16 protein-coding genes are annotated in these 18,609 nt (G+C 64.5%); 8 read left to right on the forward strand and 8 right to left on the reverse strand.

Annotated elements, in window-relative coordinates; all coding sequences use genetic code 11:
• Positions 1-24: 24 nt before the first annotated feature.
• Positions 25-1,713: a M14 family zinc carboxypeptidase gene (locus HUX88_RS26685; protein WP_176363718.1), complete on the reverse strand. Its 1,689-nt coding sequence runs from the start codon at positions 1,711-1,713 to the stop codon at positions 25-27.
• A 206-nt stretch (positions 1,714-1,919) separates the two neighbouring features.
• On the opposite strand from HUX88_RS26685, the gene HUX88_RS26690 reads away from it, so the two are divergent.
• Positions 1,920-2,675 carry a hypothetical protein gene (locus tag HUX88_RS26690; RefSeq protein WP_176363719.1) on the forward strand — a complete coding sequence of 252 codons (756 nt, stop codon included), beginning with the start codon at positions 1,920-1,922 and terminating at the stop codon, positions 2,673-2,675.
• Here the strand turns inward: HUX88_RS26690 and HUX88_RS26695 are convergent, their stop codons facing one another.
• The 6 genes from HUX88_RS26695 to purB form a co-directional block, all read right to left on the reverse strand.
• Positions 2,676-3,242, reverse strand: a complete 567-nt coding sequence (locus HUX88_RS26695; protein WP_117014162.1) for an NADPH-dependent FMN reductase — start codon at positions 3,240-3,242, stop codon at positions 2,676-2,678.
• 104 nt (positions 3,243-3,346) lie between these two features.
• Positions 3,347-5,500 carry a S46 family peptidase gene (locus tag HUX88_RS26700; protein ID WP_176363720.1) on the reverse strand — a complete coding sequence of 718 codons (2,154 nt, stop codon included), beginning with the start codon at positions 5,498-5,500 and terminating at the stop codon, positions 3,347-3,349.
• A 160-nt stretch (positions 5,501-5,660) separates the two neighbouring features.
• On the reverse strand, positions 5,661-6,227 hold the full coding sequence (locus tag HUX88_RS26705) for a YceI family protein (RefSeq protein WP_117014160.1): 567 nt from the start codon (positions 6,225-6,227) through the stop codon (positions 5,661-5,663).
• A gap of 16 nt (positions 6,228-6,243) precedes the next feature.
• Complete coding sequence (locus tag HUX88_RS26710; RefSeq protein ID WP_176363721.1) at positions 6,244-6,795, reverse strand: YceI family protein; 552 nt, start codon at positions 6,793-6,795, stop codon at positions 6,244-6,246.
• A gap of 26 nt (positions 6,796-6,821) precedes the next feature.
• On the reverse strand, positions 6,822-7,346 hold the full coding sequence (locus HUX88_RS26715) for a cytochrome b (protein ID WP_117014158.1): 525 nt from the start codon (positions 7,344-7,346) through the stop codon (positions 6,822-6,824).
• A gap of 134 nt (positions 7,347-7,480) precedes the next feature.
• Positions 7,481-8,857 (reverse strand): adenylosuccinate lyase, encoded by a 1,377-nt coding sequence (purB, locus tag HUX88_RS26720; protein ID WP_176363722.1) that lies wholly within the window; start codon positions 8,855-8,857, stop codon positions 7,481-7,483.
• A 107-nt stretch (positions 8,858-8,964) separates the two neighbouring features.
• Here purB and HUX88_RS26725 point away from each other — a divergent pair, with 107 nt between their 5' ends.
• The 6 genes from HUX88_RS26725 (at position 8,965) to HUX88_RS26750 (ending at position 17,254) form a co-directional block, all read left to right on the forward strand.
• Positions 8,965-9,573, forward strand: coding sequence for a glutathione S-transferase family protein (locus HUX88_RS26725; protein ID WP_117014156.1), 609 nt, complete (start codon positions 8,965-8,967; stop codon positions 9,571-9,573).
• A 3-nt stretch (positions 9,574-9,576) separates the two neighbouring features.
• Positions 9,577-10,623 (forward strand): LacI family DNA-binding transcriptional regulator, encoded by a 1,047-nt coding sequence (locus tag HUX88_RS26730; protein WP_176363723.1) that lies wholly within the window; start codon positions 9,577-9,579, stop codon positions 10,621-10,623.
• A gap of 153 nt (positions 10,624-10,776) precedes the next feature.
• Positions 10,777-13,074: a TonB-dependent siderophore receptor gene (locus tag HUX88_RS26735; RefSeq protein WP_176363724.1), complete on the forward strand. Its 2,298-nt coding sequence runs from the start codon at positions 10,777-10,779 to the stop codon at positions 13,072-13,074.
• On the forward strand, positions 13,064-14,923 hold the full coding sequence (locus HUX88_RS26740; RefSeq protein ID WP_176363725.1) for an alpha-amylase family protein: 1,860 nt from the start codon (positions 13,064-13,066) through the stop codon (positions 14,921-14,923). Before HUX88_RS26735 ends, HUX88_RS26740 begins: the two co-directional genes overlap by 11 nt.
• A 34-nt stretch (positions 14,924-14,957) precedes the next feature.
• Positions 14,958-15,923, forward strand: coding sequence for a PfkB family carbohydrate kinase (locus HUX88_RS26745; RefSeq protein ID WP_117014152.1), 966 nt, complete (start codon positions 14,958-14,960; stop codon positions 15,921-15,923).
• Positions 15,920-17,254, forward strand: coding sequence for an MFS transporter (locus HUX88_RS26750; RefSeq protein ID WP_117014151.1), 1,335 nt, complete (start codon positions 15,920-15,922; stop codon positions 17,252-17,254). Before HUX88_RS26745 ends, HUX88_RS26750 begins: the two co-directional genes overlap by 4 nt.
• Here HUX88_RS26750 and bfr read toward each other — a convergent pair.
• Positions 17,251-17,721 carry a bacterioferritin gene (gene bfr / locus HUX88_RS26755; protein ID WP_176363726.1) on the reverse strand — a complete coding sequence of 157 codons (471 nt, stop codon included), beginning with the start codon at positions 17,719-17,721 and terminating at the stop codon, positions 17,251-17,253. The two genes, HUX88_RS26750 and bfr, sit on opposite strands and share 4 nt — an antisense overlap.
• A 163-nt stretch (positions 17,722-17,884) precedes the next feature.
• On the opposite strand from bfr, the gene HUX88_RS26760 reads away from it, so the two are divergent.
• Positions 17,885-18,565 carry a Fe2+-dependent dioxygenase gene (locus HUX88_RS26760; RefSeq protein ID WP_117014149.1) on the forward strand — a complete coding sequence of 227 codons (681 nt, stop codon included), beginning with the start codon at positions 17,885-17,887 and terminating at the stop codon, positions 18,563-18,565.
• Positions 18,566-18,609: the final 44 nt, after the last annotated feature.

An 18,609-nucleotide genomic window follows, 5' to 3' on the forward strand; every position in this document is an offset into this window, starting at 1 on the left:
GATGCTGGTTGTTGCGGTATTTTTTTAGAGGACGGACAGCACCGGGTAGCGGCGCCATTCCGGCTCCGCGTGGCGCTTGCCGTTTTCGAAGATGAAGCCGAGGACCTTGTCCTGGCTGGTCAGCAGCGCCGGATTGGCGGCCTTCCATTGTTCGAATTTCGCCTTCAGTTCAGGCTCGGTTTCCAGCATCTCCATCGCCAGGTCTTCGAACACGTAGTCGGAGTAGGCTTCTTTTTTCTCCAGCACGCTGTTGAAGAAACCCCAGCGGAAGAATGAGTCGTGGCCTTGCGGTTCCAGCGTCTCGACGGCGTAGCGGGCGTTGGCCTGCTTGAGCGGGATGAAGTAGTCGCCCGGCTGCACGGTGAAGCTGCCGGTGCGCGCTTCCAGTTCCACCACGTCGTGGTACATATGGCCTTCGTAGGCGTTCGGGCGCGAGGTGACGGCGGCGATGTGGTAGTACTGCGCCTCGAAGGTGGAGGCTTCGTCGAAGCGCGCCATCTCCACGCCGTTCCATTGCAGGCGCTCGATGACTTCGCGCCAGGCTTGCGGAACCACGTAGCCTTTCGGCGCGCGCACGGTGGCCGACGGCACGAAGCTGTTGTAGTAGGCGATGTCCTTTTCCCATGGCTGGCTGCGATCGTAGGACAGGCGGATGTAGTCGCCCAGCAGGCTTGGACTGCGCTTGGCCGCGTAGCCCTTGAAGCGGAAGGTCGACGGGTTCGCCTCGTCCATCTTCCAGTTCACGGTCCATTCCTTGGCGTTGGCGGCCTGCTCGTGCGCGTCGGCGCGCAGCTTCTGGATTTGCTCACCGTGGGTGACGGTGAAGACCATCGTCACGTCCAGCAGCGCGCGCATCGATTCGTAGCGGTCCTTGAAGGGCTTGAGCATGTGCGTCTCGGGCATGAAGCCGATCACGTGATGCAGCGCCGCGAAGCCGGTCGAGAAGCGCGGCACCTCCAGGAATTCGGCGATGCCGTCGTCCGGCGTGTCCTGCACCGGGTTGACGTAGGGGCAGGTCGGCCAGCCTTTCGCTTCCATCTGCGCGTAGATGTGCGGCAGCATGGTCTCGCGTAGGAAGGGGCCGAGGCCGTAGCCCAGCTTGTCCGCCTGCGTGTGGATCAGCGTCATCGTGTACGGGTAGTCGGCGCCGTTGGAGGTGTGGGTGTCTACCATCACGTCCGGGTCCCAGCTGGTGACGAGCTGGTTGAACAGCTGCGCGTTGAGCGTGTCGCACTTGATGAAGTCGCGGTTGAGGTCCAGGTGGCGGCTGTTGCCACGGAAGCCGAACTGCTCCGGGCCGTCCTGGTTGACGCGCGAGGTGTTGGCGCGGTTGAGCGCGCCGTCGACGTTGTACAGCGGGACGAACAGCAGCACGGTCTTGCCCAGCGCGGCGAGGCGGGCCGGATCGAAGCACAGGTCGCGCACGATGGCCATGCAGGCGTCCACGCCTTCGGGTTCGCCGGGGTGGATGCCGTTGTTGTTGAAGAAGACGGTGCGGCCTTCGGCCTTGATTTGCGCGCGGTCGAACACGCCGTCCGCGCTGACCACCCCCGCATGCACCGGGATGCCGCCGTCGGACGTGCCGATCTGCTCGAAACGCAGTACCTGCGGGAAGCGTTGCGCCAGCTCCTGGTAGAAGGCGATGCACTCGCTCCACAGGGTGGTCTGGTTTTGATTGCCTTTTTCGTAAGGCGTGGGCATGTCTGGGTGCATGGCAGTCTGGATCTCAGAGGGAGTTGGGGGGAGGGCACGCCGCGCTTGGTAAGCATTGCAGCGCGCTGCCGAGGGCGGAATTGTATCATTCGTGCCCGATTTTTGAGCGGCGCCAGCCCGGTCCTGCGCGCGTATTGAGTTGCTTCAAGAGAACCTTATGCGGCTGGTGGTCTACTGGAGAACTGGAACTTGGCCGGGAGGAAGCGATGGGCAACCGTTACGGATGGCGCGCGGTGATCGTGGTGGCGCTGCTGGCGCTGGGGTGCAGGGTGGGGCTGGCGCAGATCGGGCCGCGCTATGTGATCGAGCTGGACGGGGCGGCGCAGGCGGCGCCGACCGCGCCGGGGCGGGTGCAGCTGGCGGGCAAGGGCCTGGCGATGATCCGCTTCCAGGGGCTGACCATCCTGACCGTGGGCGCCGATGCCGACGCCTATAGCGCCGAGGCGGCGCGCCAGTGGCCGACGGCCGACCTGCTGCTGGTGACGCCGGCCAGCGCCGGCCACTACGGCGGGGTGGCGCCGCTGGCGTCGCTGGGCAAGCTGCCGGTGATCGTGGTGGAGCCGGTGGCCGCCGGGCTGGCGTCGGCCAAGTCGGTGCTGCGGCCGCCGCAGTTCTATCCGATGCAGACCTGGGACTCGCTGCATCTGCGCAAGGGCAAGACGCGGCTGCGCGTGACGGCGCTGCCCGGTCCGCCGGGTTCGGTGAACGTGGCGGGCTTCATGCTGGAGGTGGGCAACAGCTGGTCGTCGTACCGGCTGTACGTCAGTTGCGAGCCCGTGGGCGCGGACGCGGCGGGCGTGCTGGCCCAACGCCTGCCGGGCGCGGACCTGGCGCTGCTGCCCGACCGCAATGCGCCGCTGCTGCTGGCGCTGCAACGCGCGGCGCCGGCGGCGGCCGGGGCCGCCGTCAGGCCGGCCGCGCTGACCGAGGCCGGCCACGCCTTCAAGGCGATCAAGCGCTGATCAGGCCTTGGCGTTGGTGTCTACCCAGGCGGCGAAGGCGGTCATGAACTTTTGCAGGAACTCGCGGGTGCTGTCGTTGTTCAACTTGCCGTCGTCGCCGAGCAGCTTGGCGGCGCCGCCGATGTAGGCTTCCGGCTGCTGCAGCAGCGGCATGTCGAGGAACACCATGGACTGGCGCAGGTGGTGGTTGGAGCCGAAGCCGCCCGTCGCGCCCGGCGACACGCTGACGATGGCGGCCGGCTTGCCGCTCCAGATGCTGCTGCCGTAGGGGCGGGAGCCGACGTCGATGGCGTTCTTGAGCGGCGCCGGCACCGAGCGGTTGTATTCCGGCGTGACGAACAGCACGGCCTGCGCGGCCTGCATGCGCTGGCGGAAGTGGGTCCAGGTCTGCGGCGCGGTGGCGCCGTTCTCCTCCAGGTCCTGGTTGTACAGCGGCAGTTCGCCGATCTCGACGATCTCCAGCTGCAACGACGGCGGCGCCAGCGCGATCAGCTCGTGGGCGAACTTGCGGTTGAGCGAATCCTTGCGCAGACTGCCGATCACTACGGCGACTTTTTTCGCGGCCATGACTTCTCCTGAAGACGGTTGTGGGAAGTCCTTAATGTAACCGATCCATGAAAAAAACCACGCCGCGTTGCCGGGGCGTGGTTTCGTGGTTGACGCGGGAAGGCTTATTCCGCGTGCATTTCCTTGAGCAGGTTGTCGGCGTGGTCGACGTGCTTCATGTTCCACAGGATGTAGCGCAGGTCGACCTGGATGTCGCGGGTGTTGGCCTTGTTGAAGTCCCAGTCCGAGATGATGGAGTCGAGCGTGCCGTCGAAGGCCAGGCCGATCCACTCGCCCTTGGCGTTCAGCGCGGCCGAGCCGGAGTTGCCGCCGGTGATGTCCAGCGTGGCCAGGTAGGCGACCGGCACCGACTTCAGTTTCGGATCGACGTACTTGCCGAAGTCCTTGGCCTTGATCGCGGCCAGCTGGGCCTTCGGTGCGTTGAACTCGCCCACGCCGGTGGCCTTGGCGGCCACGCCTTCGACCGTGGTGAAGGCCTTCCACGTGGTGCCGTCGGCGCCGTGGTCGCGGCCGGCGATCTGGCCGAATGTCACGCGCAGGGTGCTGTTTGCGTCAGGGTAGACCGCCTGGCCCTTGCTCTGCATGAAGGCGATCTTGGCCTTCATGTAGTTGGCGTAGGCTTGCTGCAGCTTGCCGCCCAGTTCTTCCTCGTCGGCCTCGTCCTTCATGTCCATGTCGTACATGGCGACGGCGGTCTTGATGAAGGCGTCGTTGCTGGCCTTGAACTCGGCCGGGGTCTTGCCGATCCAGCTGGTGCGCTCGGCGGCGTCGCCCAGCTTGCTGCCGGCGTACATCGCGTCCAGCACGGCTTGCAGGTCAGCCTTGCCCATGCCGTCCTTGATGCCGAAGATGGCGTCGAAGCTGGCGTTGCGCTGGGCCGCCGGCTGGGCCGCGTACTTCGACAGGCTGTTGATCACCAGCGCCTTGTCGACCTTCTCGTCGTAGTTGCGCACCAGCGCGGCGACCGACGATTTGATGCGCGGCACGTCGCGGACCTGGTAGCCGGACTTGCGTTCGGCGTCGGGCTTGGTGTTCTCGTTGGCCAGGCGGTACAGCATGCGCGCGGTGTTGAGCAGGCGCGGCTTGGACGAGGCCAGGAAGTAGTCGCGCTTGGTTTCGGCGTCGCGCTGGGCGATCAGCTTTTCCACCAGCTCGATGTCGCCGGCGTATTCGGCCTTGCGGGCAGGCGTGGCGTTGATCCAGGTCTTCAGCGCCTCGTGCTCGGCGGTTTTACGCTGCAGCATATCGCTGCCGGCGTAGGAGTCCAGCATGCCCTGGCGGTTCTTGTAGTAGTTGTTGATGCCGGCGACCTGCGACGCGTATTTCAGCGCGGTGTCCTTGTTGTCCTTGGTGGCGTCGGCGATGATGGCCAGGTTTTCCGCCGAGGTCTTGACGAAGGCCGGGTAGCTCCAGTCGAAGGTGTAGGCCACTTCCGACGGCAGGCGGTGGCGGTTGGTGCGGCCGGGGTAGCCCAGCACCATGACGAAGTCGCCTTCCTTCACGCCTTCCTTGGCCAGCTTCAGGTAGTGTTGCGGAATGTAGGGGACGTTGTCCTTGCTGAAGTCGGCGGCCTTGCCGTCCTTGCTGACGTAGGCGCGGTAGAAGCCGTAGTCGCCGGTGTGGCGCGGCCACATCCAGTTGTCGGTATCGCCGCCGAACTTGCCGACGCCGGCCGGTGGCGCATGGACCAGGCGCACGTCGCGGATCTCCAGTTGCTTGATCAGGTAGTACTCCAGGCCGCCGTAGTAGGACGACACGGTGCAGCGATGGCCTTCGTCTTTTTCGCACTCGGCCTGGATGGCCTTCTGGTTCTTCTCGATGGCGTCGCTGCGCTTCTTGCCGCTCAGTTTGGCGACATCGGCGGTGACCACCTGCTTGCTGACATTGGTGACGGCCTTGGTCACGAAGATGCGGCTGCCCGGGGCGGCCGGCAATTCCTCGGCGAAGCTGTGGGCCAGGAAGCCATTGGCCAGCAGGTCGCGTTCCGGCGTGGAGTTGTGCGCCACGCTGCCGTAGACGCAGTGGTGGTTGGTGGCGACCAGGCCTTGCGGCGACACGAAGGAGGCCGAGCAGCCGCCCAGGCTGACGATGGCGCCCATTGGGAACTCGGTCAGTTTGGTAAGGTTGGCGGGGTCGAGTTTCAGGCCGGCGGCCTTCAGTTGCTTGGCTACTTGTGGCAGCTGTTGCGGCATCCACATGCCTTCATCGGCGTGGGCTGCGGTGCTCAGGATGGCGAGCGCGATCAGTGATTTATGCATTTTTGTCGTTGTTGAAGTGATGGGAAAGGGAACAACGACGCGAGTATAGCAACAAAAATTGGGGTCAAGTCTGACATTCGGACACGAGCTCTGCCGTAGTGCGCGCACTACGGCAGAGCTCGTGTCCGAATGTCAGACTTGACCCCAAAGTTTACGAAAGTTAATCGGCCTTGATGGCTTCGATTTGGATCGCCAGCTTGACCTCCGGGGCGAAGGCAGGGGTGCCGTAGTTCAGGCCGAAATCGGTGCGCTTGAACTCGGCCACGGCGTTGGCGCCGCATACTTCGCGCTTGTAGCGCGGGTGCATGATGCAGTTGAACTTGTCCACCTTCAGCGCCACCGGCTTGGTCACGCCCAGCAAGGTCAGCTCGCCATCCACGCCGACCAGCTTGTCACCCTCGAACTTGAACGACTTGCTCTTGTAGGTGATGGTCGGGAATTTCTCGACGTTGAACATGTCGGCCGTCTTGGCGTGGCTGTTCATCTTGTCCATGCCGAAGTCGATCGAGTCGGCGGCGATGGCGATGTCCAGCGCGCCGGTCTTGGCGGCGCGGTCCATCGTCACGGTGCCGCTGGTCTTGTCGAACTTGCCGCGCCAGACCGACAGGCCCATGTGGTCGGCTTCGAAGCTCGGGTAGGTGTGCGTCGGGTCGATGTTGTAGGTGGCGGCGATGGCGGACGTGGCCGAGGCGGCCAGCAAGGTGGCGATCAGGATTTGCAGTTTCATTTAACGGTCTCCGAATTTATTGGGCTACGACGTGGAACTTGATGGTTACTTCATCGGCCACCATGCCGGTGTCTTTCCATTCGCCTTCGCCGATGTTGTAGGCCAGGCGTTTGATCGGCAGCGCGCCTTCAAACACTTGCTTGCCGCCGTCGGCCTTGACCGTCAGCGGGAAGCTGATGTCGGCGGTCTTGCCCTTGATGGTCAGCTTGCCGGTGACGTTGAGCTTGCCCGCGCCGGTGCTCTTGATCGCGGTCGAGACGAAGGTCGCTTTCGGGAACTGGGCCGAGTTGAACCATTCCTTCTTCGCCACTTCCTTGTTCATGTCGGCGTCGCCGACGTCCAGGCTGGCGGTCTCGACTTCGACGGTGGCCTTGGAGGCGTCCGGCTTGGCCGCGTCGTAGTCGATGGCGACGGTGTACTTCTTGAACTTGGATTCGACCGGCACGTTCATTTGCTTGAACACGGCCGATACGGTGGACTTGGACGGATCGGTCTTCAGCGCGGCGGCGCTGGCGGCCAGGGCGATACCCATCATCGAGACGAGGGCGAGTTTTTTCATGGTTTTCATAGAAGCTCCGGTGATGTGGGTGGGGATTACGGCAGCATGCGTTTGAGCGTGGCGTCGCGGTCGATGAAGTGATGCTTGAGTGCGGCGAGCGCGTGCGCCACGACGGCGGCGGCCATCGTCATGGTCAGAACATAGTGAACGGTTTTTAAGATCGGCTTAAGCTCGGCGTTCGGCTCGATGACGGCCGGCAGCTGGAACAGGCCCAGGTACACCACCGGCACGCCGGCCGCGTACGAGTACAGGTAGCCGGAAATGGGCACGGCGAAGATGAAGAAGTACAGCAGGTAGTGCATGCCGTCGGCCACCTTGTGCTGCCACGCAGGGATGCTGGCCAGCGGCGGCGGCGGGGTATTGGCCTTGCGCCACAGCAGGCGGATGGCGGCCACGCCCAGCACCGTCACACCCAGCCATTTGTGCCAGGAGTAGTACTTGAGCTTGGTCGGCGTGATGCCGTGGATGTCCACCATGGTCAGGCCGAGGAAGAAGGCGGCGATGATCAGCAGGGCGGTCAGCCAGTGCAGCAACATGGCCGTTTTGGTGTAGCGTTGCATAAGCTTGAACTCCAGAAAATAGTACGTGTTAGGACTAATATACCAAAGAAATGCGATGCGCGCTGGACAGGCGAAAAAAAGCCCCCGGGACTATGGTCGGCGGGGGCTAGTGTAAAACAGTTTGGCTGGTTTGCTTAGATGGCTTTAGCCAGAGCCGTCGCGATGCCGATGTAGTTGGCCGGGGTCATGGCCAGCAGCAGGTCCTTGGCGTCCTGCGGAATCGCCAGGCCGGTGATGAAGTCGCGCAGCGCGTCCTTCGAGATGCCTTTGCCGCGCGTCAGCTCTTTCAGCTGCTCGTACGGATTCTCGATGCCGTAGCGGCGCATCACGGTCTGCACCGGCTCGGCCAGCACTTCCCAGTTGGCGTCCAGGTCGGCGGCCAGGCGGGTGTGGTTCACTTCCAGCTTGTTCAGGCCGCGCAGGCAGCTGTCGTAGGCCAGCAAGGTGTAGCCCAGGCCGACGCCGATGTTGCGCAGCACGGTCGAATCGGTCAGGTCGCGCTGCATGCGCGAGACCGGCAGCTTCTCGGACAGGTGCTTGAGCACGGCGTTGGCCAGGCCCAGGTTGCCCTCGGAGTTTTCGAAGTCGATCGGGTTGACCTTGTGCGGCATCGTCGACGAGCCGATCTCGCCGGCCTTGGTCTTCTGCTTGAAGTAGCCCAGCGAGACGTAGCTCCAGATGTCGCGGTTCAGGTCCAGCAGGATGGTGTTGACGCGGGCGAAGGCGTCGAACAGCTCGGCCATGTAGTCGTGCGGCTCGATCTGGATGGTGTACGGATTGAACACCAGGCCCAGGCGCTGCTCGATGACGTTCTTGGAGAACGAAGCCCAGTCGAACGATGGATAAGCCGACAGGTGGGCGTTGTAGTTGCCGACCGCGCCGTTCATCTTGCCCAGGATCTCGACTTGTTCGATGCGCTTGATGGCGCGCTGCAGGCGGGCCACGACGTTGGCCATTTCCTTGCCCAGGGTGGTCGGGCTGGCGGTCTGGCCGTGGGTGCGCGAGAGCATCGGCACGTCGGCGTTGTCGATGGCGATTTCCTTCAGGCGGGCGATGACCTTGTTCAGCGACGGCAGCATGACGCTGTCGCGGGCCGCCTTGAGCATCATGCCGTGCGAGGTGTTGTTGATGTCTTCCGAGGTGCAGGCGAAGTGGATGAACTCCGACGCGGCCACCAGCTCCGGCACGTCCTTGACCTGCTCCTTCAACCAGTACTCCACAGCCTTGACGTCGTGGTTGGTGACGGCTTCGATTTCCTTGATGCGGGCGGCGTCCTGTTCGGTGAACTCGTTGGCGATCTTGTCCAGCAGGGCGGTGCCCGCGGCCGAGAACGGCTTGATTTCAGCGAAACCGGCCAGCGACAACGCTTGCAGCCAGGAGATTTCTACTTTGACGCGGTGGTGCATGAAGCCCGATTCGGACAGGATGGGACGCAGCAGGTCGGTTTTACCGGCGTAGCGGCCGTCCAGAGGCGACAGCGCCGACAGCGTGGAGTAAGGAGTAGTGGTCATGATGGGAAGGAGGCAGGGTTAAAATTGCGCAAAGGTAGATTTTACCATTGGCCGGGCATCAGGCCTCCGATGTTATACTGTTGTCTGATCTTCCACTCTAAGCCTCTATGAAACTCATCGGTTCCCTCGCCAGTCCTTATGTACGCAAAGTTCGTGTTGTCCTGGCCGAAAAGAAGCTCGACTATCAGTTTGAATTGGAAGATGTGTGGGCCAAGGACACCACCATCGACAAGCTGAACCCGCTCGGCAAGGTGCCCAGCCTGATCATGGAAGACGGCACCGTCATGATCGATTCGCGCGTCATGGTCGAATACCTCGATACGCTGACCCCGGTCTGCAAGCTGCTGCCGCCGAACGGCCGCGACCGCGCCGACGTCAAGTGCTGGGAAGCGCTGGCCGACGGCATGCTGGACGCCGCCATCATCGTGCGCCTGGAACGCCTGCATCGGCCGCCCGAGCAGCAAAGCGAGGCATGGATGGCGCGCCAGATGCGCAAGGTGCAGCTGGGCCTGGAGTCGCTGTCGGAAAAGCTGGGCGAGTCGCCCTACTGCGCCGGCATCCATTACTCGCTGGCCGACGTGGCGGTCGGCTGCACGCTGGGCTGGCTGTCGTTCCGCTTCCCGGAAATCACCTGGCGCGACGACCACCCCAACCTGGCCCGCCTGTTCGACAAGCTGTCCGAACGCCAGTCGTTCAAGGACACGGTCCCTCAGTAAGCCATGCCCAAGACCACGCCGCCCGACGCGGACAACTCCGCCCAGCAGCGGCGCCTGCAGATGGCCGACATCGCGCGGCTGGCCGGCGTGTCGACGTCGACGGTGTCGCGCGCGCTGGCCGGCAGCAAGCTGGTGAGCGAGGAGACGCGGGTGCGTATCATGGAGTTGGCGCGCTCGCTCAAGTACACCATCAACATCGGCGCGCAGAACCTGCGCATGAAGCAGAACCGCACCGTCGGCGTGGTGATCCCGTACGACTCGGCCACGCGCCAGCATTTGTCCGACCCGTTCTTCCTGTCGATGCTGGGCAGCCTGGCCGACGCGCTCACCGAACTCGGTTTCGACATGCTGGTCTCACGCGTGGACGCCGAGGAGCTCGATGCGGCCGCCGCGCCGTTCGACACGGGCCGCGTGATCGGCATCATCCTGATCGGCCAGTGGCGCCACCATGAACAACTGAACCAGCTGGCCGCGCGCCATGTACCCATCGTGGTGTGGGGCGCGCAGCTGCCGCAGCAGCTGTACTGCACCGTCGGCGGCGACAACGTCACCGGCGGCGAGCTGGCGGCCGCGCACCTGATCGCGCAGGGCCGCAAGCACATCGCCTTTTTCGGCGACATCAACCTGCCCGAGGTGGGCCAGCGCTACGAGGGCCAGTGCCGCGCGCTGCGCAAGGCCGGCATGAAAGTCGATCCGGCGCTGCAGGTGTCGGTGTCCTTCCTGCCGGAGGGCGGCCGTGAGGCGGTGCAGGAACTGCTGCGCCGCGGCGTGCCGTTCGACGCGGTGTTCGCCGGCAGCGACCTGATGGCCATGACCTCGATTAACACGCTGCGCCATCACGGCTACGACGTGCCGGGCCAGGTCGCCGTGGTCGGCTACGACGATATCGAGCTGGCCGGCTACTTCCATCCGCCGCTGACCACCGTGCAGCAACCGATACGCGAGGCTGGCCGCGCGCTGGTGTCCCAGCTGCTGGAGCTGGTCGACGGCCGTCCGGCGGCTTCGCTGCAAATTCCCACCCAATTGATCGTCCGCAACAGTTCTGTCTGATTTATGCAACCGATTGCATAGGCTCACCAGTAAGCACTGCAAATATATTTTTGCATCGTTATGCAATCGATTGCATTAAATCGAAAACCGAGGAATAATGGCGTACCTGCTCAATTAAACGGCAGATCAAAACGACAATATCTGGAGACGACAATGGAACAACGCACATTCAAAATGGGCGGCATCGCTGCCGCTGTTGCAACGGCTGTCCTGCACATGGGTAGCGCCTCGGCGCAGCAGGCCGCACCGGCCGCCCCGGCCGATGGCCTGAACATGGAGCGCGTGGTCGTCACCGGCACCTCCGGCGGCTCCACCAAGATGAAGACCAGCGTGTCGATCAGCACCCTGGAAGGCGACACCATCAAGAACAGCGCGCCGTTGAGCGCGGCCGAGGTGCTGCGCTCGGTGCCGGGCGTGCGCTCGGAATCGTCGGGCGGCGAGGGCAACGCCAACATCACCGTGCGCGGCGTGCCGATTTCGGCCGGCGGCGCGCGCTACGTGCAGATCCAGGAAGACGGCCTGCCGGTGCTGCAATCGGGCGACTTCAACTTCATCACGCCGGACAGCTTCGTCAAGATCGACGGCACGCTGGACCATCTGGAAGTGGTGCGCGGCGGTTCGGCCTCCACGCTGGCGACCAACGCGCCGGGCGGCATCATCAACTTCATCACCAAGACCGGTGAGGAAAAGGGCGGCCATGTTGGCATCAGCCACGGCCTGGGCTACGACGAGACCCGCCTGGACTTCGACTACGGCGCGCCGATCTCGGACAAGACGCGCTTCTTCATCGGCGGGAACTACCGCACCGGCGAAGGCGTGCGCAACACCGGCATGAGCACCGAGGATGGCGGCCAGATTCGCGGCAACCTGACGCATGATCTGGACAACGGCTTTATCCGCGTATCGTTCAAGCACGTGGACGACAAGTCGCCGACCGCGCTGCCTGTGCCGGTGCAGGTGGTGAACCAGCAGATCCAGGAAATCCCCGGCATCGATCCGCGCAAGGTGACGTTCTACTCGCCGTACTGGGTGCGCGATGTCACGCTGGGCAAGAACAACACGCCGGTGTCGACCAACGTCAACGACGGCCTGAAAGTGAAGAGCGACACGGTCGGCCTGGAAGGCTCGTTCGACCTGGGCGACGGCTGGAACCTGAGCGACAAGTTCCGCACCTCCAGCAACAGCGGGCGCTTCACCGGCGTCTTCGCGGGCAACAACGGCACGGTGGGCAGCTATGTGTTCGCGACGGGGCCGAACAAGGGCCAGGCCTACAATGGCCGCGCCTTCTCCGCCGTGGTGTTCAACACCTCGATCGACGATGCCGGCAATACGCTGAACGACACCAAGCTGGCCAAGACCTTCAAGCTGGCCGACGGCTCCAAGCTGACCACCACCGCCGGCCTGTACCTGTCGACGCAGAAGCTGGCGCTGACCTGGAACTTCAACGAGTACCTGATGCAGGCCAGCGGAGACAAGCCCGCGCTGCTGCAGACGGCCAGCGCCACGCCAGGCCTGGTGGGACCGGCCTTCGGCGGCTGCTGCTCGCGCGCGGTCGACATGGAATACAAACTGACCTCGCCTTACCTGAACGTGGGCTATGAAACCGGTCCGCTGAACATCGACGCCAGCGTGCGCCAGGACCGCCAGCGCGCCAGCGGCACGGCCAACATCGCGACCATGAGCGGCGGCGCGTTGCGCTACGATCCGGCCACGCAGCAGCTGGTGGACTACAAGATCAACCACAACTCGTACTCGGTCGGCGGCAACTACCGCATCACCAGCAGCCTGGCGGCGTTTGCGCGTGTGAGCGATGGCGTGGCCTTCAATGCGGACCGCATCCTGTTCGGCACTCCGCTGGACGGCAGCGCGCCGATCAACATCAACACCGTCAAGCAGATCGAGGGCGGTGTGAAATGGCGCAGCGGCGGCGTGAGCACCTTCGTGACGCTGTTCCAGGCCAAGACCGACGAGAGCAACTACGAGGCGACCACGCAGCGCAGCACCTCCAACAAGTACGACGCCAAGGGCGTGGAGCTGGAAGGCGCGTATGCCTTGAACGACTTCCGCGTCACCGGCGGCATGACCTACACCGACGCCAAGATCACCGGCACCGCGCCCGGCGATGTGGCGGTGATCGGCAACACGCCGCGCCGCCAGGCCAAGGTGGTGTACCAGATCGCGCCGACCTACACCTTCGGCCAGGCCACCGTTGGCGCCAGCTTGATCGGCACCGGCAAGTCGTGGGGCGATGACGCGCACACCATCGTGCTGCCGGCGTATGAAGTGGTGAACGCCTTCGTCAACTACCGGGTGACGGAGAAAGCCACGCTGTCGCTGAGCGTGAACAACCTGTTCAACAAGATCGGCTACACCGAAGTCGAAGGCGACGGCCATGCCGCCCGCTCCATCTCCGGCCGCGCCGCGAAAGTCAGCCTGTCCTATGCCTTCTAAAGTAATGTCGGACCGCCTGCTGGCGGTCCTGCCCGACGACCTGCGCCCGCAAGCCGCGCAGCGGCTGGCGGCGGCGGAGCCGGTGCTGCGCCGGCTGCTGGCCGGCCTGTATGGCGAGCGCGCCGATTTCGATGCGTGGCTGGGTGATCTGATGGAGTCGCTGGGTGCGCTGTATTCGGCGCGGCCGCCGGAGCTGCGGGCGCTCGACGCGCAACGCGCCGCGCAGCCGGAGTGGTTCCTCAGCCAGCGCATGTTGGGCTACTGTGCCTACGTGCAGAACTTCGGCGGCGATTTGAATGGCGTGGCGGCGCGTATCCCGTATCTGCGGGAATTGGGCGTCAGCTATCTGCACCTGCTGCCGTTCCTGCGTCCGCGCGCGGGCGAGAACGACGGCGGTTTCGCCGTCTCCAGTTTCGACGAAGTCGATCCCGCGCTGGGCAGCAATGCCGATCTGGATGCGCTGACCACGCAGCTGCGCGCGGCCGGCGTCAGCCTGTGCTCGGACTTCATCCTGAACCACGTGGCCGACGATCACGCCTGGGCGCAGGCGGCCAAGGCCGGCGACGCGGCGGCGCGCGCGATGTTCCATGTGTTCCCCGACCGCGACATGCCGGACCGCCACGAGCGCACGCTGGGCCAGGTGTTCCCGCAGGTCGCTCCGGGCAATTTCACCCATGTGGAAGCGATGGGCGGCTGGGTGTGGACCACGTTCTATCCGTACCAGTGGGACCTGAACTACGCCAACCCGGCGGTGTTCGCCGAGATGGCCGCCGCGATGCTGCGCCTGGCCAATCGCGGAATCGAGGTGTTCCGCCTTGATTCCACCGCCTTCCTATGGAAGCGCGAGGGCACCAACAGCATGAACCAGCCGGAGGCGCATCAGTTGTTGCAAGCCTTGCGGGCGATAGTCGATATCGTCGCGCCTGGCGTGCTGCTGAAGGCCGAGGCCATCGTGCCGACGCGCGAGCTGCCGGCCTACCTGGGCAGCGCACAGGCGCCCGAGTGCCATATCGCCTATCACAGCAGCCTGATGGCGGCCGGCTGGGTGGCGCTGGCGGAGCAGGGCACCGGCGTGCTGCGCGAAGTGATACGCAACACACCGGCGCTACCGGCCGCCGCGACGTGGCTCAGCTACGTGCGCTGCCACGACGACATCGGCTGGAACGTGCTGCGCGCCGAGGCTACGGCCGACGGCAGCGACAGCGCGGCGCGGCTGGCGCGCGTGGCGCGCTTCTTCAGCGGCGCGGAAGGCAGCTACGCCGTCGGCGCGGCCTTCCAGAGCACCGATCCAAACGCGGCGCACGGCAGCAACGGCATGGCCGCGTCGCTGGCGGGTCTGCAGTCTGCGGGCAGCGACGAGGAACGCGCACTGGCGCTGCGCCGCATGCTGCTGCTGCACGGCCTGGCCCTGAGCTTCGGCGCGCTGCCGGTGCTGTACATGGGCGACGAGCTGGCGATGGAGAACGACTACAGCTACCTGCAACGCCCGCAGCACGCGATGGACAGCCGCTGGCTGCAACGGCCGGTGTTCGACCAGCAGCGCTGGAAGCACCGCTACGACGTATCGACCGTGCCGGGCCTGATGCATCAGGCGCTGGCAAGGCTGGTGCGCATACGCCGCCGGCACGACGCGCTGGCGGCCAACGCGCCCCGCACGCTGCTGGCCGATGCGCCGGACGGCATGCTGGCGCTGGCGCGCGGCGACCGCTTCCTGACGCTGATGAATTTCTCCGGCCTGCCGCAAAGCTATGCGCTGCAAGGCGCGTGGCGCGATTGCATCGCGGAGCAGGCGACGGGCGGCACGTTGGTGCTGGAGCCGTATGCGATGTACTGGCTGGAACGCGAATAATATAGAATCGCCCAAACAGGGCGTGGAGACAAGCATGACCCAACAAACCATTGCCGTATTCGGCGAAGCGCTGGTTGACGATTTCATCACCGAGCAGGTTGTCGGCGGTGCGCCGTTCAACGTTGCGCGCAATCTGGCCGCCTTCGGCGTCGCGACGCTGATGGTCACCCGCATCGGCACGGACAAGAACGGCGCCCTGGTGCGCAACGAGTTCGAACGCTTCGACATGAGCGAGGCTGGCCTGCAGCTCGATCCGCAAGAGGCCACCGGCCGCGTGGTGGTCGAGCGCAACGCGGAGGGCCACCGCTTCATCATCCTTCCCGACCAGGCCTACGATTACGTGGAAACCGCGCCTGCGTTGACGGCGCTGGCGCAGGCCGCGCCGGGCACGATCTACTTCGGCACCATGGCGCAGCGGCACGAGCGTTCGCGCGCGGCGCTGCGGGCGATGCTCGATGCGTCCGGCGCGTTCAACGTCCAGCGCTACCTGGACCTGAATGTGCGCGACGGCCAGGTGACGGAGCGCTGCGCCTTCGAGTCGCTGCACCTGGCGGACATCGTCAAGGTCAACGAGGACGAGCTGAAGGACCTGTTTAGCTGGTACACCCACACCAAGCCAGGCACCAAGGCGATCGACAGCGCCGAGATGGTGGAGGCCTGCCAGGCGCTGATGCGCAGCTTCACGCTGAAGGGATTGATCGTCACGCTGGGCGAGCGCGGCGCGCTGTACTTCGGTGCCGACGGCGCGGTCATCGCCAACCAGGATTGCCACGCGCCGGTACGCATCGTCGACACGGTGGGCGCGGGCGATGCCTTCTCCGCCGTGTTCCTGTTCGGGCAGTCGCAGGGCTGGCCGGTCAGCCTGACGCTGGCGCGCGCCAACGCCTTCGCCGGCGCCATCTGCGGCATTTCCGGCGCGGTGCCGGCCGATATCGCGTTCTACCAGCCGTGGATCGCGGCCTGGCGCGGCGACGCGGTCATGCCCGGAGCCGTCGCATGAAGCCGCGGCTGTCGTTCTGGCAGATCGTGAACATGAACATCGGCTTCTTCGGCATCCAGTTCAGTTTCGGCCTGCAGCAGAGCAGCATGAGCCCGATCTACAAATACCTGGGCGCGGACGAGGCCAGCCTGCCTTACCTGTGGCTGGCCGGGCCGATGACCGGCCTGCTGGTGCAGCCGCTGATCGGCGCCATGAGCGACCGCACGGTCACGCGCTGGGGGCGGCGCACGCCGTACTTCCTGATCGGCGCCATCCTGTGCAGCCTTGGCCTGCTGGCGATGCCGTTCAGCCCCACGCTGTGGATGGCGGCCAGCCTGCTGTGGATACTGGACGCGGCCAACAACGTGACGATGGAGCCATACCGCGCCTTCGTCAGCGACAAGCTCGATCCCGCGCAGCATTCGGTCGGCTTCCTGACGCAGAGCGCCTTCACGGGCCTGGGACAGACGCTGGCCTACCTGACGCCGTCGCTGCTGGTGTGGGTGGGCATGAACAAGGACGCCGTCAACGGCAGCCATATTCCGCACATCGTCATCGTGGCCTTCCTGATCGGCGCGGTGTTCTCGATTTCGTCGGTGCTGTGGACCTTGAAGACCACGCCCGAATATCCGTTGACCGGCGAGGAGCTGGCGCAGATCCGCGCGCGGCCGGCCGGCTGGCGGCACACGCTGGGCGATGTCGCCAGCGCGATCCGCGAGATGCCTCCGACGATGAAGCAGCTGGCCTGGGTCAAGCTGTTCCAGTGGTATGCGATGTTCTGCTATTGGCAGTACATCATGCTGTCGCTGTCGACCACCATCTACGGCACCACCGACCAGGCCTCGCAGGGCTTCCGCGACGCCGGCCTGCTGGCGGGGCAGGTGGGGGCGTTCTACAACTTCATCGCGTTCGTGGGCGCGCTGGCGCTGGTGCCGTTCACGCGCCGCCATGGTCCCAAGATCACGCACAGTGTTTGCCTGGCGCTGGCCGGCATCGGCATGCTGTCGATACCGATGATTCATACGCCGGCGCTGCTGTTCGTGCCGATGGTGGGCATCGGGCTGGCGTGGGCCAGCATCATGGGCAATCCGTATGTGATGCTGGCGGGTTGCATACCGCCGGAGCGCACCGGCGTCTACATGGGCATCTTCAATATGTTCATCGTGATCCCGATGATCATCCAGATCTTCACGCTGCCGCTGTACTATCGCAGCCTGCTGGGCGGGAATCCGGAGAACGTGATCCGCCTGGCCGGAGGGCTGATGCTGTGCGGCGCGCTGGCCGTGCTGGCGGTGAAAATAAAAAAGCCGCAGGCGGAGCTGCGGCTTGTTGAAGAGGCCAGGACGGCTTAATCGTTCATCTGGCTTTGCAGGTAGTTCTGGATGCCGACCTTGCCGATCAGGTCCAGCTGCGTTTCGAGCCAGTCGATGTGTTCTTCGGTGTCTTCCAAAATCATCAGCAGCAGGTCGCGCGACACGTAGTCGGCGGCCTTCTCGGCGGCGGCGATGCCTTCCTTGACGGTGATCTGCGCGCCCTTTTCCAGCTTCAGGTCGCAGCCGAGCATTTCTTCGGTGTTCTCGCCGATCATGATCTTGTGCATGGCTTGCAGGTTGGGCAGGCCGTCCAGCATCAGGATGCGGTCGATCAGTTTGTCGGCGTGCTTCATTTCGCCGATCGATTCTTCGTATTCCTTCTTCGCGATCTTCTCGAAACCCCAGTGACGGTACATGCGCGAGTGCAGGAAGTACTGGTTGATGGCGGTGAGTTCGTTGGTCAGCTGAGCGTTCAGCAGGCGAATAACTTCTGGGTCACCCTTCATGGGATGCTTTCTAAAATGGTGGTGGAATACTGACATTTTGCCACGAACGCCGTGCTCGCGTGGCGCAATGCGTGCAAAGTGTACCAATATAGGCGGAGTGAGATTGTTGGGGCAAATGAAAACAATTAACATTCCCATATCGCCGTGATGAAAGGATGTCCCCATGATGTTGCATATCCCCGCCGTGTTGACCAAGCCGCAGGTGCAGGAATTCCGCCACCGCCTGGCGCAGGCCGAGTGGGTGGACGGCCGCGCCACGGCCGGCGCGCAGAGCACGCAGGTCAAGCACAACCGCCAGTTGCCGGAGCTGTCGCCGCTGGCGCAGGAGCTGGGCGGCTTCATCACGCAGGCGCTGGCCAGCCATCCGCTGTTCTTCGCGGCGGTGCTGCCGCTGCGCATACTGCCGCCTTATTTCAACAGCTACGCCGGCGGCGAGCATTACGGGATGCATATCGACGGCGCCATCCGCATGCGGCCCGGCACGGCCAACGCGATGCGGGCCGACGTGTCGTCGACCTTGTTCCTCAGCGAGCCGGAGGAATACGACGGCGGTGAGCTCATCGTCAGCGACGCCTACGGCACGCACGAGGTCAAGCTGGCGGCGGGCGATTTGATCGTCTATCCGTCCAGCAGCGTGCACCGGGTGGCGCCGGTCACGCGCGGCGAGCGGGTGGCGGCTTTCCTGTGGAGCCAGAGCATGGTGCGCGACGATGCCAAGCGGGGCATGTTGTTCGAGCTGGACCAGAACATCCAGAAGCTGCGCGCCGCCCACGGCGACGATGCCATCGCGGTGGACCTGACCGGCCATTATCACAACCTGCTGCGCATGTGGGCCGAAGTGTGAGGAAACCCACTGAGGCGTGGCGGTGTCAGGGATAGGATGGGGAT

It is taken from the genome of Duganella sp. BJB1802 (genome assembly GCF_013369445.1).
Classification (GTDB): domain Bacteria; phylum Pseudomonadota; class Gammaproteobacteria; order Burkholderiales; family Burkholderiaceae_D; genus Rugamonas; species Rugamonas vulcania_A.

Bases quoted from the DNA above. Each gene is read 5' to 3' on its own strand.
- bfr (WP_176363726.1), bottom strand. From the start codon at position 17,721: ATGAAGGGTGACCCAGAAGTTATTCGCCTGCTGAACGCTCAGCTGACC.
- purB (WP_176363722.1), bottom strand. From the start codon at position 8,857: ATGACCACTACTCCTTACTCCACGCTGTCGGCGCTGTCGCCTCTGGAC.
- HUX88_RS26695 (WP_117014162.1), bottom strand. From the start codon at position 3,242: ATGGCCGCGAAAAAAGTCGCCGTAGTGATCGGCAGTCTGCGCAAGGAT.
- HUX88_RS26735 (WP_176363724.1), top strand. From the start codon at position 10,777: ATGGAACAACGCACATTCAAAATGGGCGGCATCGCTGCCGCTGTTGCA.
- HUX88_RS26715 (WP_117014158.1), bottom strand. From the start codon at position 7,346: ATGCAACGCTACACCAAAACGGCCATGTTGCTGCACTGGCTGACCGCC.
- HUX88_RS26685 (WP_176363718.1), bottom strand. From the start codon at position 1,713: ATGCACCCAGACATGCCCACGCCTTACGAAAAAGGCAATCAAAACCAG.
- HUX88_RS26710 (WP_176363721.1), bottom strand. From the start codon at position 6,795: ATGAAAACCATGAAAAAACTCGCCCTCGTCTCGATGATGGGTATCGCC.
- HUX88_RS26725 (WP_117014156.1), top strand. From the start codon at position 8,965: ATGAAACTCATCGGTTCCCTCGCCAGTCCTTATGTACGCAAAGTTCGT.
- HUX88_RS26750 (WP_117014151.1), top strand. From the start codon at position 15,920: ATGAAGCCGCGGCTGTCGTTCTGGCAGATCGTGAACATGAACATCGGC.
- HUX88_RS26690 (WP_176363719.1), top strand. From the start codon at position 1,920: ATGGGCAACCGTTACGGATGGCGCGCGGTGATCGTGGTGGCGCTGCTG.
- HUX88_RS26705 (WP_117014160.1), bottom strand. From the start codon at position 6,227: ATGAAACTGCAAATCCTGATCGCCACCTTGCTGGCCGCCTCGGCCACG.
- HUX88_RS26700 (WP_176363720.1), bottom strand. From the start codon at position 5,500: ATGCATAAATCACTGATCGCGCTCGCCATCCTGAGCACCGCAGCCCAC.
- HUX88_RS26730 (WP_176363723.1), top strand. From the start codon at position 9,577: ATGCCCAAGACCACGCCGCCCGACGCGGACAACTCCGCCCAGCAGCGG.
- HUX88_RS26760 (WP_117014149.1), top strand. From the start codon at position 17,885: ATGATGTTGCATATCCCCGCCGTGTTGACCAAGCCGCAGGTGCAGGAA.
- HUX88_RS26745 (WP_117014152.1), top strand. From the start codon at position 14,958: ATGACCCAACAAACCATTGCCGTATTCGGCGAAGCGCTGGTTGACGAT.
- HUX88_RS26740 (WP_176363725.1), top strand. From the start codon at position 13,064: ATGCCTTCTAAAGTAATGTCGGACCGCCTGCTGGCGGTCCTGCCCGAC.